The sequence below is a fragment of the Methylotenera sp. genome, from assembly GCF_029946165.1.
GTDB lineage: Bacteria > Pseudomonadota > Gammaproteobacteria > Burkholderiales > Methylophilaceae > Methylotenera.
Genome location: NZ_JAQSDZ010000010.1, coordinates 167,156 through 181,472, shown reverse-complemented (window position 1 = coordinate 181,472; position 14,317 = coordinate 167,156). Strand labels below are relative to the sequence as shown.

Here is a 14,317-nt window from a genome sequence, read left to right as displayed (position 1 = left end):
AAAAAGTGAATCTGATTATTTATCTAAAGCGTTTTTGGCCTCAAGCCATGACAGGTGGTTGGGCTGAAAAATACCGCGCTGCTGTAGGTGCTTTATGTGGCATTTTATTTACGGGTTTGATTGCTCAATACGCGGTTAATTACGACCCTATCGCGACCTTTTTCTTGATTGCTCCCATGGGAGCTTCGTCAGTTCTACTGTTTGCTCTACCCAGTAGCCCTTTAGCGCAGCCGTGGTCTATTGTTGGCGGCAACATCATTGCCGCATTGACGGGAGTGAGCTTTGCATTATTGTTTCCGCAGAATATCTCGCTCGCCGCAGGGCTAGCTGCCATGTTTTCCATACTCTTAATGTTTGCCTTGCGTTGCTTGCATCCGCCCAGCGGCGCTGTTGCGCTTACCGCTGTTTTAGGTGGACCAGCGATTCATGCGCTGGGCTACGGATTTGTACTTTGGCCAGTGGCTGTTAACAGCTTTCTATTATTAGGCATGGCTTTAATTTACAACAACCTGACTGGACGCACCTATCCACCTGCATCCGCGAGCGAAAAAACGGCCTCTCCCGCGCAAATGCATTATCAATTCGGCTTTCGCGAAGAAGATCTCAACGCAGCACTGCAGCAATTTGATCAAATTATTGATATTAACCGTGATAATTTAAAGCAATTGTTAGAGCAAACTGAGCTCAATGCTTATAAGCGTAAGCTGGGAGAAATTCAATGCAATAAAATCATGAGCCCTGTGACTTTTGCCTTGGAGTATGGGCATAGATTAGAAGATGCTTGGGAAAAGCTCAGGCAAAGCCCTTACCCAGCCATTCCTGTAGTTAACAAAGCAAACCGAGTGATTGGCCTATTAAGTCACGATGACTTTATGCGCCACGCCAAACCTGAATCATTTGCGCATGTGGAATCACGCTTTAAGCAACTTATCCGTCGCTCGCATCGCACACATAGCACTCAGCCAGAAGTAGTTGGGCAAATTATGAGCACCCATGCCGTCACCATTCAACATGACGCGCATATTGTGCATATTATTCCGCTTATCACCACGCATGCCCTGCATGTTATTCCCGTGGTGGATGATGAAAAGCGCTTAGTAGGCATATTGTCGCAAACCGATGTGATTAATGCCTTGTATAAATAAAAGTTTAGTCAGGCTTTAACAACCAAACCTGTTCTGTAGCTGGGTATTTACCTTTCAAACCATCGGCTAAGGTCTCGCTTGCTAGCAAAGTTAAGTCATAAACAGCTTGGTAATGCTGTTTTACTTCATCCGCACCAATTGAGAATGGCGGCCCCGCATGCACAGACTGGTCATACTCAAAGCAAATCAGTAATTGGGGTGCCTTGTTTGTGAGCGCCATTAAATGCTCGGTGTAGGTTGTGCGCATATCTTCAGGCAGCGCCACCAAAGCAGCACGGTCGTACACTGCCTCCACCTTGCCGAGTAAAGCTTGGTTAATCTCAAAAATATCACCATTCCATAGGGTGATATTAGGCGCGCTATACTGGACCAACCTACCCACTTGAGTAATGGTTGGCATAAGGTTTAACTCACTAAACAAAGCCTCAACCGCAATAGTGCTCAACTCGGCCCCAACCACTTGGTAGCCCTGCGCCAGCAACCAATGAATGTCTAAGGTTTTGCCACATAAAGGCAAAAAAATGCGGCTATTTGACGCAAGTTGTAACGCAGGAAAATGTTTAACCAATAATGGATTGGCTTCAGCTAAGTGAAAACCAATCTCGTCTTTTTGCCATTTACTGTGCCAGAAATCGTGTTTCATTATAACGACCTATATGCTTGTTTTTCGTGCGTGGGTGTGGCTGGGAAAGCAAGCCCAATCTGTTGAGAACGAACCATTTCATTTAAATGCTGTTGTCTTAAAGCATCTGGGCTTCTATTGAGTAGTTTTGCGAGGACATGCAGTGTTAGAAACTGGTCTCTACAAACACTACTAATCAATGTTTTCATTTCATCTGAAGCTAATCTTTTGTTATTTCTAGCTTGGTTCGTTAATCCTTCTAATTTGCTTTTAAGTATAGGTGATAGGGACTCTATATCATCAACTATTGGCACTGTTAATAAAGGACTAATCCAACACCCATCAGAGTTTCTGTTCCCTTTCTGGGTCGTTAAATGTTCGGAGCTACGATTCAAATGTTCGGAGCTGCTCACCATATATTCGGAGCTGCTCCCTATATATGAAAATACTTGATCTGGTGTTGGTAAATTCTCTCCCGGTAAGTGGTATACAGTTCCTTTTCCTGATCGACCGTTGGTTTCCAAATATCCCTGACGAACTAAACCCTGCAAGCATGTAGATAAATCATGGGGGTGATCAGTACTTATTTCGAGTAATCTTTGATGCGTCACTACACGCTCAATTTCTGCTGTTGCAAGAACTAGTCGTTCTGTAGTTTTTAATGCATCAAATTTTTGTTTAAATCTGTCACGCAGCTTCGCTAAAACTGGTTCAGGCAATAAATCTAGCATACGCAATTCAAGCAACGTTTGTTCTGGGTCATCTTTTTGATATAAAGCGGGAGGTCGCCAATGCTGACTACCCCAACCACTATATATTTTTGGAACACCAGAACCACCACGTTCCCCTAGACCTATCATAAGAAACATTTGGTGCATTAAACGATTGCGGCAATCACTTTCACCTCCACGCAAAACTTGTTCAATCGGCAAGCGTAATCCACCAGGGTTTCTAAAACCAAACATATCTGGACGTTTGACCACAAGTATTGAAAGTCGACCACTATAGTCGGCATGAACCAATGTATTAACCAACGCCTCTCGGAGAGCCTCATGAACAGGAGTATCATCCCGTCGTTGGTCCCCTTTTAATTCGAAAGGAATCTTGATGTCGGATGTAATTTTCCTATACACTCTGCGGTAAAAGTCAAATACATTGCCAGACCATGAGCCATCAGGGCATATTCTATCCACCCATCTATTTTCTGTGCGGGCTTCAGGTCGTTCTTGATAGTCAACAAAGTAATGAGGTACAGCCGCCTGAATGGCATGCCATTGACCAAACATTAATAGACCAGCTAAGGTTAATCCCTCATCACCTGTACTTCTATCTCTACGCCATGCACCTATTTGTTGTAGAAAACTAGCATCTTGATGTTCCAAAAAAGGATGCGTTGGATTCCGGTCATATAAAGATTGCCTAAATATCCGAAGACTCTCTGCATCCAAATCAATTAACCCGAAACCCTTTAGTATGCGTTGATCACGGTCATCCTCAATTTGTTCAGTAAGCATACGCTTCACATCTTCATCATCACATTTACGATCTCCTTCATGTAAGCGTTTGAATGAATTGCCACCCATTGGATTGCCATTAAGATAAACAGGTTTTTGTTTACGAGAGGCAACAGGAACTTCGATTAAGATAACATCGCCGTTTTGCAAGCTAACCTTGCGAACCATCGCATCCGTAATGAGGTTAATGCTCACTTTTTGTTTGTTATTTAAATTATCAAAAAGCTCTTTAATGATGCGATCTGCATCTGGAACGCCTTTTAGTTCGAACTTACCTTGCTTCTCTTTGACCCCAAGTATGATCAAACCTCCATGTGTATTAGCAAATGCACTATAAGTCGGCCAGAAATCATCAGGAAGTTTGCCACGTCCATCTTGACCTGTACCAAGCTTGCATTCAACAATAACGGACTCACAGAGCCAATCTAGATCATTAATGTCATTAAATTCAATCAATTAAGTTCCTTATCTGCTCATTCCATTATGCCGTAACAGCGCATCCATACTAGGTTCTCTGCCCCTAAACGCTACAAATGACTCCATGGCAGGACGTGAACCACCTTTTGCTAGTACTTCATCTTTAAATAGCTTTCCAGCTTCAGCGGAGAGTGTGCCCATTTCTTCAAACAGGCTGTAAGCATCGGCAGAGAGTACTTCTGCCCATTTGTAGCTGTAGTAGCCTGCGGCGTAACCACCTGCAAAAATATGGCTAAAGCTGTTGGGGAAGCGGTTCCATTTTGGTGGTCTGACCACAGCCACTTCGTCACGAATTTGTTCGATTAAATCTAGTGCGGTTTGTTTACCATTAGGATCAAACTCGCCGTGTAGGCGCATATCGAACAGTGAAAATTCAATTTGGCGCATGGTTTGCATGCCTGCTTGAAAGTTTTTAGCGGCGACCATTTTGTCGAATAATTCACGTGGTAATTGTGCGCCTGTATCTACGTGGGCGGTCATGTGGCGTAGCACTTCCCATTCCCAGCAGAAGTTTTCCATAAATTGGCTTGGTAGTTCAACCGCATCCCATTCCACACCTTTGATACCTGAAACGCCGTATTCATCCACTTGCGTGAGCATATGGTGCAGGCCGTGACCAAATTCATGGAACATGGTGATAACTTCATCGTGCGTGAATAAGGCTGGCTTACCGCCAACTGGCGCAGAGAAATTACAGGTTAAGAACGCAACTGGCAGTTCAATGCCGTCGGCTTTTTTGCGACGGGTAATCGCTTCATCCATCCAGGCGCCACCACGTTTGTTGTTGCGGGCATAGAGGTCTAAATAGAAGTAGGCGATAGCCTTACCTGCGGCATCATTAATTTGGTAAAACGCAGCGTCTGCGTGCCAAAGCGGAGCTTCGGCTTTTTGTACTTGTACGCCAAAAATAGTTTCTGTGACTTTGAATAAACCTTCCAGTACTTTACTTTCAGGAAAGTATTGTTTCACTTCTTGGTCTGAGAAGGCGTATTTATCTTCACGTAGTTTTTCGCTAACGTAGCCGACATCCCATGATTGCATGTCTTCAATACCAAGCTTTTTGGCATAGGCGGTGAGTTCTTGCATATCGCGTAGAGCATACGGTTTAGCGCGTTTTGCCAGCGTATCTAAAAACTCAGTGACTTGTGCAGGGGTGTCTGCCATTTTGGTAGCGAGCGAAAGTTCAGCATAGTTTTTAAAGCCTAAGGTTTGCGCTTCTTCTTGCTTAAGTTTCAAAATATCGCTGATAAGTTTTGTGTTATCCCACTTTATGTTTCCATTTTCATCGGGCTTACTAAATTCTGAAGCGCGAGTCGCGTAAGCGCGGTAAAGCGTTTCGCGTAGAGCACGGTTTTCGCCGTATTGCAAAACGGGCATGTAAGAAGGAAATTGCAGGCTAAATTTATACCCAGTTTTGCTTTCAGCTTTTGCAGCCTCAGCAGCGGCTTCAATCGCATCGGCTGGTATACCCGCTAAATCGGCAATGTCTTCAACGTAATGCGCAAAGTCATTGGTGTTATCTAGAATGTTTTCTTCAAATTTTGAGCCTAATTTTGAAAGCTCTTCGCTCACGGCTTTAAAGCGCGCTTTTTGCGCTTCTGCTAACTCGGCACCACCTAGTTTGAAATCACGTACTTCGTTGTTAATAATTTTTTGTTGTGTTGGCGTTAAGCTGGCAAACGCAGCACTTGCTTGTATGGCTTTATACTTAGCGTACAATCGTTCATCTTGCGACATATCACTGCCGTAATCGGTTAACTTTGCTAAGTTATCGTTATAGGCTTCACGTAATTCTGGGCTATTCACCACAGCGTTCATGTGGCCGACTTGGCTCCATGCGCGACTGATTTTATCGCTATGGTCTTCTAACTTAAGTGCAAAGTTTTCCCATGTTGGCGCTTCTGTTGCGGTAGCTAAGCTTTCAACAAGTGCGCGGCCTTCCGTAAGTAAGCTGTCAATGGCTGGGCTGACATGTTCAGGTTTAACTTCATTAAATTTAGGTAAGCCAGCAAGATGCAACAATGGGTTTGACACAGATTATTCCTTAAAACAGATTAGTTAATTAGACGTAGACTAAACGGATAGCGGTAATTTTCGCCCTTGCTAGTAGAGATGGCGGCGATAATGCAGAAAACAATATTCAGCACCCAAATAACAGGAAAAAATAACAAGCCGATGAGTATCCAAGAAAGCACACCAGCGACCATATAAGCCAGCACCATGGTGACTTGGAAATTTAGCGCTTCTCTGGATTGGTCGGCAAGGTATGCATTGTTATCTTTTTTAAGAATCCACACGATAAGCGCAGGCACAAAAGAGAAAATAGTGCCGCCTATATGGGTAATTGTGGCGATGTTTTTATCGTCACTGCTAGGATTTTGGTTGTTGACCAGGGGTTCTTCATGATTAATTTCGGTAGGCATGGAAAGTCCTTTCGATAGTAAATGAGTTTTCTTAAGTAGTTAATTATGAACTGAGATGAAGGCCTAAATCAGAATTTCGATTCAGTTTGGCTACTAATGGTTCAACTTTTTCCAAATCCGTTAAGTTCAGCACTTTGCGGGCATCCGCTTTAAGCATGGTCAATTGGCTATGCAATATTTGTTGTTTTACACTCAATATATGTGATGGATGCATAGAAAGCTGACGCAAGCCCATGCCAATCAATAGCTTGGTTAACCTTGCGTCACCCGCCATTTCGCCACACACTGAAACCGATTTGCCTAACTTTTCACCAGCTTTAATGGTCATTGCAATGAGTTTTAATACTGACGGATGCAATGGGTTGTAAAGGTGTGCAACTGCATCATCGGTGCGATCGATCGCTAATGTGTATTGGATCAAATCGTTAGTGCCGATAGACAGGAAATCTAATTCGTTGGCAAATGCTTCAGCATTAATCGCAGCTGCGGGGATTTCTATCATGCCGCCTAATGGGATATTTTCATTGAACGGAATGTTTTGTTTGCGCAGGCTGATTTTGGCGCGCTCCAACAATAGTTTAGTTTGGCGCAGCTCAGATAACGTACACAGCATAGGCACTAATATTTTGATATTGCCAAAATGCGAGGCGCGCAATAGGGCGCGCAATTGCGTATTAAAAATCTGCGGTTCAGATAAACAATAGCGAATAGCACGTAAACCCAGTGCTGGGTTAGCGCAAGTGACTATCGTTTCAGGATTCATTTGTTTATCTGCGCCCAAATCCAAAGTGCGTATGATGACAGTTGCGCCTTTCATTGCTTCAGCCACTGTTTTATACGCAATAAATTGTTCTTCTTCATCAGGCATTTCACGCCGATTCATAAACAAGAATTCGGTGCGGTATAAGCCAATGCCCGTAGCGCCTGATGCCGCGACTGCGACTACATCTTCTGGCACTTCAATGTTGGCAAATAATTCAATATTCACCCCATCTAAAGTGACCGCTTTAGTCGATTTAATGCGTTGTAGTTTTTGTTGCTCCAGTTCCCACTGCTCTTGGCGCAACTTGTATTCAGTTAAGATGCTGGCATCGGGATTAACAATCACCACGCCTTGTTTGCCATCTACAATAATTAACTCGCCATCGCGAATTAAAGCGTGCGCTCTTTGCAGCGCAACAATAGAAGGTATATTAAGGCTACGCGCTAAAATTGCCGTGTGCGAGGTTACGCCACCAACATCGGTAATAAAAGCGGCAAATTCGTGTTGTTTAAATTGAATAGCATCAGCGGGCGAAATATCGTGCGCTACTAAAATGAGCTTGTGTTCTTGACTCGCGGCGCTGATTTTCTGCTCGGTACTTAATTGGCTAGGATGGCCAAGCAGCACCTTAATGACACGTTCAACAACTTGAATCACATCTTGCTTACGTTCGCGCAAATACTCATCTTCGATTTGCTCAAACTGCTCGACAATATCGTCCATTTGCAGCTTGATTGCCCATTCGGCATTGCATCGCTCGTTTTCGATTATTTTGATGGGCGCTTCAGATAAAGACTTATCTGCCAACATCATTAAATGGGTACCAATGAAAGCGCTTATTTCAGCAGGCGCATTTTTACGCAAACTTCCGTTAATGGCTTCTAAATCCGCTTTAACCGTATCTATGGCATCGATAAAGCGCTTTACTTCATCCTTAATCAAATGTGGCGGAATCTGGTAATGAACGACCTCTAACAGTGCATTAGAAATGAGATGTGCTTGCCCAATCGCAATGCCGCTAGAAACGCCTACGCCATGAATGCTAAAACTAGTCAATGTTATCTCCCTCGCTAGAAATCACTTTTAGCACTCTCATGAAAGTTACTCGCCTTCACCAAAAAAATTCGTAATCAAGGCTGTTAAGCCTTCAATAGCTTCTTTCTCATCTGCACCGCTGGCTTCTAGTTTGACAATAGAACCTTTGGCGGCTGCTAACATCATCACGCCCATAATACTTTTTGCATTCACACGGCGATCATTGCGAGTTATCCAGATTTCGGATGCAAATTTACTCGCAGTTTGCGTTAATTTAGTTGATGCACGTGCGTGCAGCCCTAATTTATTGATAATCTCTACTTCAGTGCTAATCATGCTTTATAAGCCCAGTTATATTGTTATTTATTGTTCTTGTGAGGTCGTTTTAAGATGAATCTTATGATTCAATACTACGAAGGTACAAACCTGTCACAACGCTCTCTATCAAAATGCACAACGCCTTCACGCCCACCACTCACAGCTTTTTCTACCAATGCCATAAGTGATTCATGTCGGTAAGTCATGGTGCGAACTATCATTGGCATATTGACGCCTGCTACGCCTTCAACCTTACCTGGAACGAGTAGTTTGCTAACAATATTGCAAGGAGTTGCACCATACATATCTGACAGCACTAGAACGCCGTCACCTTGATTCAGTTCTAGTATCAATGCCTTAGCTTTAGGAAGTAACTCACTTGGGTCGTCCGAAGTGTTAACTGCTAAGAAAGCTAATTGCCGAGGTTCATTGCCTATCACGTGTTTAGCACATTCTTTTAGGCTTTCACCTAAACTTCCATGCGCGATTATTAAAATTCCAATCATGTTTACCTCAACCCATTTATCTAAAACTTAAGTACTAAGATCGGGGTAATGAAACCCAGGGATTCAATACTAACTTTCTAGATTTGTTTTAATTTTAATCAATGACTACATTATTTTAGAACGGCATCTTAAAATGGCGCGTCGAAATTTCTATTTTAATTCGCGGTGCCGCGTTAATACTTTTTGTTTAGGCGCAAAATATTTAGTCAGTTGCTCTACAAAGTAAACTGAGCGGTGTTGTCCGCCAGTACAACCAATTGCCACGGTTAAATAACTGCGGTTGTCTGATACAAAACAAGGTAGCCATTTTTCAATGTAATTTTTAATATCATTTAACATGTCCTGCACGTTAGCTTGAGCTTCTAAAAACGACTTAACATCAGCATCTAAACCAGTTAAATCTTTTAATTTTGGATCGTAATGTGGGTTAGGCAGGCAACGTATATCAAATACAAAGTCAGCATCTAATGGAATGCCATGTTTAAAACCAAATGAGGTGAAGAGTAGCGTTAAGCCAGAGCTCTCAATGGCTACTGCATCTTTTATCCATGCTCTTAATTTATTGGCGCTAATATAGCTCGTATCAATCACATGACCTAGCTTACCTAAATCGCCTAGCAATTCGCGTTCTTCAGCAATGCTTTCAGCAAGTGTCGTGGTGTCTTTGCTTAATGGGTGTTTGCGACGCGTTTCGCTAAATCGTTTAACAAGTGTTTCAACATTAGATTCTAAAAACAATACTTGAGCAATAATGCCTTGTGACTTTAATTGTTCAATGTGAGCGGGCAGCGTTTCAATGGCCACGCTGCGGCTATCAATGCTAATAGCCACGCGGTCATAGTTGGTGGTGATTGGATTATCTCGTCGCTTATTTTCAGACTGTAAATGCGCTGCAATTTGTGACAACATCGTGGCTGGTAAATTGTCTACACAATAGTAGCCACTGTCTTCCAGCGCATGTAGCGCAATACTCTTGCCAGAACCTGAAAGCCCTGTGACGATAATGAGATGTTTCATAGCGTTATTTAACTAATTGCTGTTTTTTCATTTCACGCTGTTGGCGTTGGGTAAATTGTTTAGTCGCATTGATGCCCCGTAATAATAGCATGTGGTTGCGTATCGCGACCTCTACTAACACTGCTATGTTGCGGCCAGCCGCGATGGGAATCTGCACTTTAGCAATCTTCATCCCTAATACTTCTTCATGCAGTTTTTTAATGCTTAATCGGTTGAGTTGGTCAGGCGATTGTTTATCCGCCATGACTAATTGAATAATCAAATCTAGTGGCTTGGTTGGTTTGACTGAATTATCGCCAAATAGTGCGCGGATATTCAGAATACCCAAGCCGCGTACTTCTAAAAAATCTTGTAATAAAGGCGGACAACGACCTTCGATACGTTCGGGTGAAATGCGATAGAAATCCACAATGTCATCAGCAATTAATCGATGCCCGCGGGAAATGAGTTCTAAAGCTAGTTCACTTTTACCAATGGCAGCTTCACCTTTAATGAGCGCGCCAAAGCCTTGCACTTCCATAAATACACCATGTGCGCTGACTGATTCTGCAACGGCTTGCGCCAGAAAATGGTTCAGAATGTCCATCAACCCTGGGCTGGGTAATGTTGAAGTGAATAGCGGCGTATTGCGATTATTGGCTTCTTCAATCAGTTTATCGGGTACTTGTTCGCTATTAGCTACAATCACAGCGGCTAGGTTAGTGGAGTATAGATTTGCAATTGCACCATCTGCCTCATCCGTTTTTAAGCTGCGCAAATAATCCATTTCAGCGCAACCTAATACTTGTACGCGATTCGGATGAACAAAATTGACATGCCCGATAAGGGCCAAAGAAGGCTTTGAAACAGTTTCGCTAGTGAGGGAATTAGACCCGCCGTTAAGTCCGGCAATCCAATTAAGTTTGAGCTTAAGGCGGGTTTGTTTGAATAGCTCAGCTACATTTATTTGAGCCATGTTAAGTTACAAGATGTGTGTAAAAATTATTCAATACTTTGGTGCTTAACTGCGCCATTCGTTTTGTGATGATCGGCATTTTTTTCTTTGTGTTTTACGACTTGTCGATCGAGCTTATCGGTCAGCATATCAATTGCGCTGTACATATTATCGTCTGTACAGGCAGCATGTAAATCGTTACCAGGAACATGCAGCGTAGCCTCTACCTTTTGGATAAGTTTTTCTACACTCATGGTGACTTTGACATCAATCACGTGATCAAAGTGGTTGCTAATTCTTCCTAATTTGCTTGTGACATAATCGCGTAATGCAGGAGTTACTTCTAAATGATGACCAGTTAATTGTAAATTCATGACTTGCTCCTTTTTAAGATATTCTCAAAGTTTGAATTTCCTAAAAGCTGCTGTGTGTGAAAAATTTAGCACCTTAGCGTTAGGATCTTAACTTTTCGAACAATTTCAGTTTACTACTTTAATTCACGTCTGTGCCATGCGAATAGAGAATTTTTTATGCTTCTGTTAAATCAATTGCAATGAATACTTTCATTTAGCGGGTCAGCTAAAAAAACTAAAGAGATTTTCTCAGGCTAGCTGGAGCAATATTGAGTGACTCGCGATATTTTGCAATGGTGCGGCGTGCAACAACAATACCTTGCTTGGCTAATAGCTCAGTAATTTGGCTATCTGAGTAAGGTTTTTTAGGATTTTCCTGATCAATTAATTGCTTAATCAATGCGCGAATTGCAGTGGCGGAGCAAGTACCGCCTGAATCGGTTGCCACTGAGCTACCGAAAAAATATTTCAACTCGAAAATCCCGCGTGGTGTCAGCATGTATTTGTTGTTGGTGACGCGTGAAATGGTTGATTCATGTAGCTCAAGCTCTTCCGCAATTTCACGCAAGACTAAAGGTTTCATCGCTACTTCACCGTATTCCAAAAAGTTACGCTGGCGGTCAGTAATAGCTTGCGATACTCGTAGAATAGTAGAAAAGCGCTGCTGAATGTTTTTAATCATCCACTTAGCCTCTTGCATTTGGCTTTGCAAATATTGGCTAGAACTATCGCGATTGCGTTTTAAAATGCCTGCGTAAAGCTGGTTAATTTTAAGTTTAGGAATCACAGCATCATTCAAGCTGGCAATCCAAATGCCTTTTACTTTTTTTATGATGACTTCATGTTGAATGTAATGTTCCGAACCAATAATGCTGAAGGCGCTACCAGGGCGAGGGTTTAAGTTGGTAATGACTTGTTGAACACATTTTAAAGTGGCTTCATCACAACCTAGCTCTTTACGTAATTTGCCAAAGTCGCGCGCGCCAAGCGCCGCTAAGTAATGTTTTGCCATCAATTTGGCTAGTTCTAAATGTGGTGTAATTGGCGGCAACAATTCGAGTTGTAATAGCAGACATTCACTTAAGTTACGTGCACCAACGCCAACTGGATCTAAGTTTTGAATATGACGTAGAGCAGTTTGTAGCTCTAAAACTTCAATTTCAAGCTCTTCTGGCATCTCTTCTACAATATCTTCGAGCGATGCTTCTAAATAGCCATCATCGTTAATACTATCTACCAATAGCATCGTGAGCGTTTGGTCGCGCTCTGATAACTGCATGAGCTTTAGTTGTGAAAGTAGATGTTCACGCAAGCCGATTTGTAGGGTGTCTTGTTGTTTGTAATCGCTATCATCATCTGCTGGCGTGCTGTTTTCATCCCACAGGCTGCCGTTTGAGTATTCATCGTAATCATCATTGAACTCTGCAGAAAAATCAGTGGTACTTTGTTCAAATTCAGAGGTGCTAGCATCAAATTCAGTTGGTTCGGTCTGACTTAGCTCTGTTTTAACTTCAGTAAACTCGGTGCTGTTTTTTTCAAAGTCAGCATCGCTATTGGCTTCGTATTCTTGTGTAGTATCGACCACATTCCCATCATTGCTTGTTGTGTTTACAGTAACTTCATCATTACTGTTATCGGTTGAGTTGCCATATTCATCTTCACCATCATCGCCTCTTTCTAGCAATGGATTGGTTTGCATTAATAAATCAATTTCTTGATTAAGCTCTAACGTTGATAGTTGCAATAGCTTAATCGCTTGTTGTAACTGCGGCGTTAGTGAAAGGTTTTGCGAAAACCTAAGTTGTAAACCTTGCTTCATAGACGGAAATCTTTACCTAGATACACTTCGCGCACTCTTTCATTTTCAACAATTTCGTTGGGATGGCCTGATGCGAATACATGACCTTGATTAACAATATAAGCACGGTCGCAAATGCCTAAGGTTTCACGCACATTATGGTCAGTTATTAACACGCCGATATTGCGCGCCGTCAAAAAGCGAATGATTTTTTGAATATCAATTACAGCAATTGGGTCAATCCCTGCAAATGGTTCATCTAACAAAATAAAGCTTGGGTTAGAGGCTAAACAGCGTGCAATTTCAACCCGGCGTCGCTCACCACCAGATAAACTCACCGCAGCGCTGTCACGAATATGCGAAATATGTAACTCTTCAAGTAACGATTCTAATTTCTCGTTCATGTCATCTTCTGACATCTCTTGCAACTCTAATACAGCAAGAATGTTTTCAGAGACGGTGAGTTTACGAAAAATAGAAGGCTCTTGCGGCAAATAAGACAAACCCATTCTTGCGCGCATGTGAATAGGCATGCGACTTAAATCTTTGCCATCGAGTAGGATGCGGCCATCATCTAGAGCTACTAAGCCAACTATCATGTAAAAACTGGTAGTTTTACCTGCGCCATTTGGACCAAGTAAACCCACGACCTCGCCACTTTTGACGCTCAAGGAGATATCCTGCACGACGGTACGCGTTTTGTACGATTTACGTAAATTTTCTACAACCAGTTCACTCATTTGCTTACTCACAATAGCTATAATCTAATATTTCTCAATGACTTGATTGAGCATTTGGATTGCCAGTAGTTAATTGCTTGGCTTAGTAGCAGGCTTTGCATTATCAATAACTGGCTCGGTTGTTTTTTTGTTTTTTGGTTGAATAATAGCGTGCACTCGGCCATTAGTGGTTTTTCCATCTACTGTTTTTGTGCCGCCCAAGACTTCAGCATATTCAGCATTAGCGTCATAGCTGATGTAGTCACCATGCACAATATCCTCGCCACGTTTTACCCAAGCTTTGGTATATAACTGTATTTTATCCATGCGACCATCATATTCAATACGTTGGGCGCTACCTTCCATATACTCGTTCTTACCTTCACGCTTTTGTTTAAATGTCGTTGGATTGCCCAATGAGGTACTGTGTTGAAAGCCCGCACTGTCCTCACGCACGATAAGTTTATCCGCATGAATAATCAAAGTGCCTTGTGTCAATATCACATTACCTGAATAAGTGCTGATTTGTTTGGCATCATCTACTTTGACGGAGTCGGCTTCCAAATCAATTGGCTTATTTCTATCTGCCGACTCAGCTAACGCTAAGTTGGAACAGCTTAACAAAGCTAAGCTTAGAAAAACATAGTTTATTATTAAGTGATGCTGTCTGTTGGTTAATTTTTTAATCATGGC

General features: G+C 42.4%; 14 protein-coding genes. 1 reads left to right on the top strand and 13 read right to left on the bottom strand.

Annotated features, from left to right (window positions below):
- Nucleotides 1-5: 5 nt before the first annotated feature.
- Nucleotides 6-1,145: an HPP family protein gene (locus PSV17_RS07395; protein ID WP_300481111.1), complete on the top strand. Its 1,140-nt coding sequence runs from the start codon at nt 6-8 to the stop codon at nt 1,143-1,145.
- A gap of 4 nt (nt 1,146-1,149) precedes the next feature.
- Here PSV17_RS07395 and tmpT read toward each other — a convergent pair whose 3' ends face one another.
- The 13 genes from tmpT to lptA form a co-directional block, all read right to left on the bottom strand.
- Nucleotides 1,150-1,788 carry a thiopurine S-methyltransferase gene (gene tmpT, locus PSV17_RS07390; RefSeq protein WP_300481109.1) on the bottom strand — a complete coding sequence of 213 codons (639 nt, stop codon included), beginning with the start codon at nt 1,786-1,788 and terminating at the stop codon, nt 1,150-1,152.
- Nucleotides 1,788-3,737, bottom strand: a complete 1,950-nt coding sequence (locus PSV17_RS07385) for an RNA-binding domain-containing protein (RefSeq protein WP_300481106.1) — start codon at nt 3,735-3,737, stop codon at nt 1,788-1,790. Before PSV17_RS07385 ends, tmpT begins: the two co-directional genes overlap by 1 nt.
- Nucleotides 3,738-3,746: 9 nt before the next feature.
- The gene (locus PSV17_RS07380) at nt 3,747-5,792 is read right to left on the bottom strand and encodes a M3 family metallopeptidase (protein ID WP_300481105.1); all 2,046 of its coding nucleotides are present in this window, start codon (nt 5,790-5,792) and stop codon (nt 3,747-3,749) included.
- A gap of 20 nt (nt 5,793-5,812) precedes the next feature.
- Complete coding sequence (locus PSV17_RS07375; protein ID WP_300481104.1) at nt 5,813-6,181, bottom strand: DUF4870 domain-containing protein; 369 nt, start codon at nt 6,179-6,181, stop codon at nt 5,813-5,815.
- A 43-nt stretch (nt 6,182-6,224) separates the two neighbouring features.
- The gene (gene ptsP / locus PSV17_RS07370; protein ID WP_300481103.1) at nt 6,225-8,000 is read right to left on the bottom strand and encodes a phosphoenolpyruvate--protein phosphotransferase; all 1,776 of its coding nucleotides are present in this window, start codon (nt 7,998-8,000) and stop codon (nt 6,225-6,227) included.
- 45 nt (nt 8,001-8,045) lie between these two features.
- Nucleotides 8,046-8,315: an HPr family phosphocarrier protein gene (locus PSV17_RS07365; protein WP_300481102.1), complete on the bottom strand. Its 270-nt coding sequence runs from the start codon at nt 8,313-8,315 to the stop codon at nt 8,046-8,048.
- Between the two features lie 74 nt (nt 8,316-8,389).
- The gene (locus tag PSV17_RS07360; RefSeq protein WP_300481099.1) at nt 8,390-8,803 is read right to left on the bottom strand and encodes a PTS fructose transporter subunit IIA; all 414 of its coding nucleotides are present in this window, start codon (nt 8,801-8,803) and stop codon (nt 8,390-8,392) included.
- A 150-nt stretch (nt 8,804-8,953) separates the two neighbouring features.
- The gene (gene rapZ / locus PSV17_RS07355) at nt 8,954-9,820 is read right to left on the bottom strand and encodes an RNase adapter RapZ (RefSeq protein WP_300481097.1); all 867 of its coding nucleotides are present in this window, start codon (nt 9,818-9,820) and stop codon (nt 8,954-8,956) included.
- A 4-nt stretch (nt 9,821-9,824) separates the two neighbouring features.
- On the bottom strand, nt 9,825-10,775 hold the full coding sequence (gene hprK, locus PSV17_RS07350; RefSeq protein WP_300481096.1) for an HPr(Ser) kinase/phosphatase: 951 nt from the start codon (nt 10,773-10,775) through the stop codon (nt 9,825-9,827).
- Between the two features lie 26 nt (nt 10,776-10,801).
- The gene (gene raiA / locus PSV17_RS07345) at nt 10,802-11,128 is read right to left on the bottom strand and encodes a ribosome-associated translation inhibitor RaiA (protein WP_300481094.1); all 327 of its coding nucleotides are present in this window, start codon (nt 11,126-11,128) and stop codon (nt 10,802-10,804) included.
- A 214-nt stretch (nt 11,129-11,342) separates the two neighbouring features.
- Nucleotides 11,343-12,926 carry an RNA polymerase factor sigma-54 gene (locus PSV17_RS07340; RefSeq protein WP_300481091.1) on the bottom strand — a complete coding sequence of 528 codons (1,584 nt, stop codon included), beginning with the start codon at nt 12,924-12,926 and terminating at the stop codon, nt 11,343-11,345.
- Nucleotides 12,923-13,645 carry an LPS export ABC transporter ATP-binding protein gene (gene lptB / locus PSV17_RS07335; RefSeq protein ID WP_300481089.1) on the bottom strand — a complete coding sequence of 241 codons (723 nt, stop codon included), beginning with the start codon at nt 13,643-13,645 and terminating at the stop codon, nt 12,923-12,925. The genes PSV17_RS07340 and lptB overlap by 4 nt, the downstream gene beginning before the upstream one ends.
- Nucleotides 13,646-13,714: 69 nt before the next feature.
- Nucleotides 13,715-14,314 (bottom strand): lipopolysaccharide transport periplasmic protein LptA, encoded by a 600-nt coding sequence (lptA, locus tag PSV17_RS07330; protein ID WP_300481086.1) that lies wholly within the window; start codon nt 14,312-14,314, stop codon nt 13,715-13,717.
- Nucleotides 14,315-14,317: the final 3 nt, after the last annotated feature.

What these genes read in the sequence shown, in the direction of transcription:
- lptA (WP_300481086.1), bottom strand. Translation starts at nt 14,314, where the DNA reads ATGATTAAAAAATTAACCAACAGACAGCATCACTTAATAATAAACTAT.
- raiA (WP_300481094.1), bottom strand. Translation starts at nt 11,128, where the DNA reads ATGAATTTACAATTAACTGGTCATCATTTAGAAGTAACTCCTGCATTA.
- PSV17_RS07340 (WP_300481091.1), bottom strand. Translation starts at nt 12,926, where the DNA reads ATGAAGCAAGGTTTACAACTTAGGTTTTCGCAAAACCTTTCACTAACG.
- PSV17_RS07365 (WP_300481102.1), bottom strand. Translation starts at nt 8,315, where the DNA reads ATGATTAGCACTGAAGTAGAGATTATCAATAAATTAGGGCTGCACGCA.
- hprK (WP_300481096.1), bottom strand. Translation starts at nt 10,775, where the DNA reads ATGGCTCAAATAAATGTAGCTGAGCTATTCAAACAAACCCGCCTTAAG.
- lptB (WP_300481089.1), bottom strand. Translation starts at nt 13,645, where the DNA reads ATGAGTGAACTGGTTGTAGAAAATTTACGTAAATCGTACAAAACGCGT.
- PSV17_RS07360 (WP_300481099.1), bottom strand. Translation starts at nt 8,803, where the DNA reads ATGATTGGAATTTTAATAATCGCGCATGGAAGTTTAGGTGAAAGCCTA.
- rapZ (WP_300481097.1), bottom strand. Translation starts at nt 9,820, where the DNA reads ATGAAACATCTCATTATCGTCACAGGGCTTTCAGGTTCTGGCAAGAGT.
- tmpT (WP_300481109.1), bottom strand. Translation starts at nt 1,788, where the DNA reads ATGAAACACGATTTCTGGCACAGTAAATGGCAAAAAGACGAGATTGGT.
- PSV17_RS07375 (WP_300481104.1), bottom strand. Translation starts at nt 6,181, where the DNA reads ATGCCTACCGAAATTAATCATGAAGAACCCCTGGTCAACAACCAAAAT.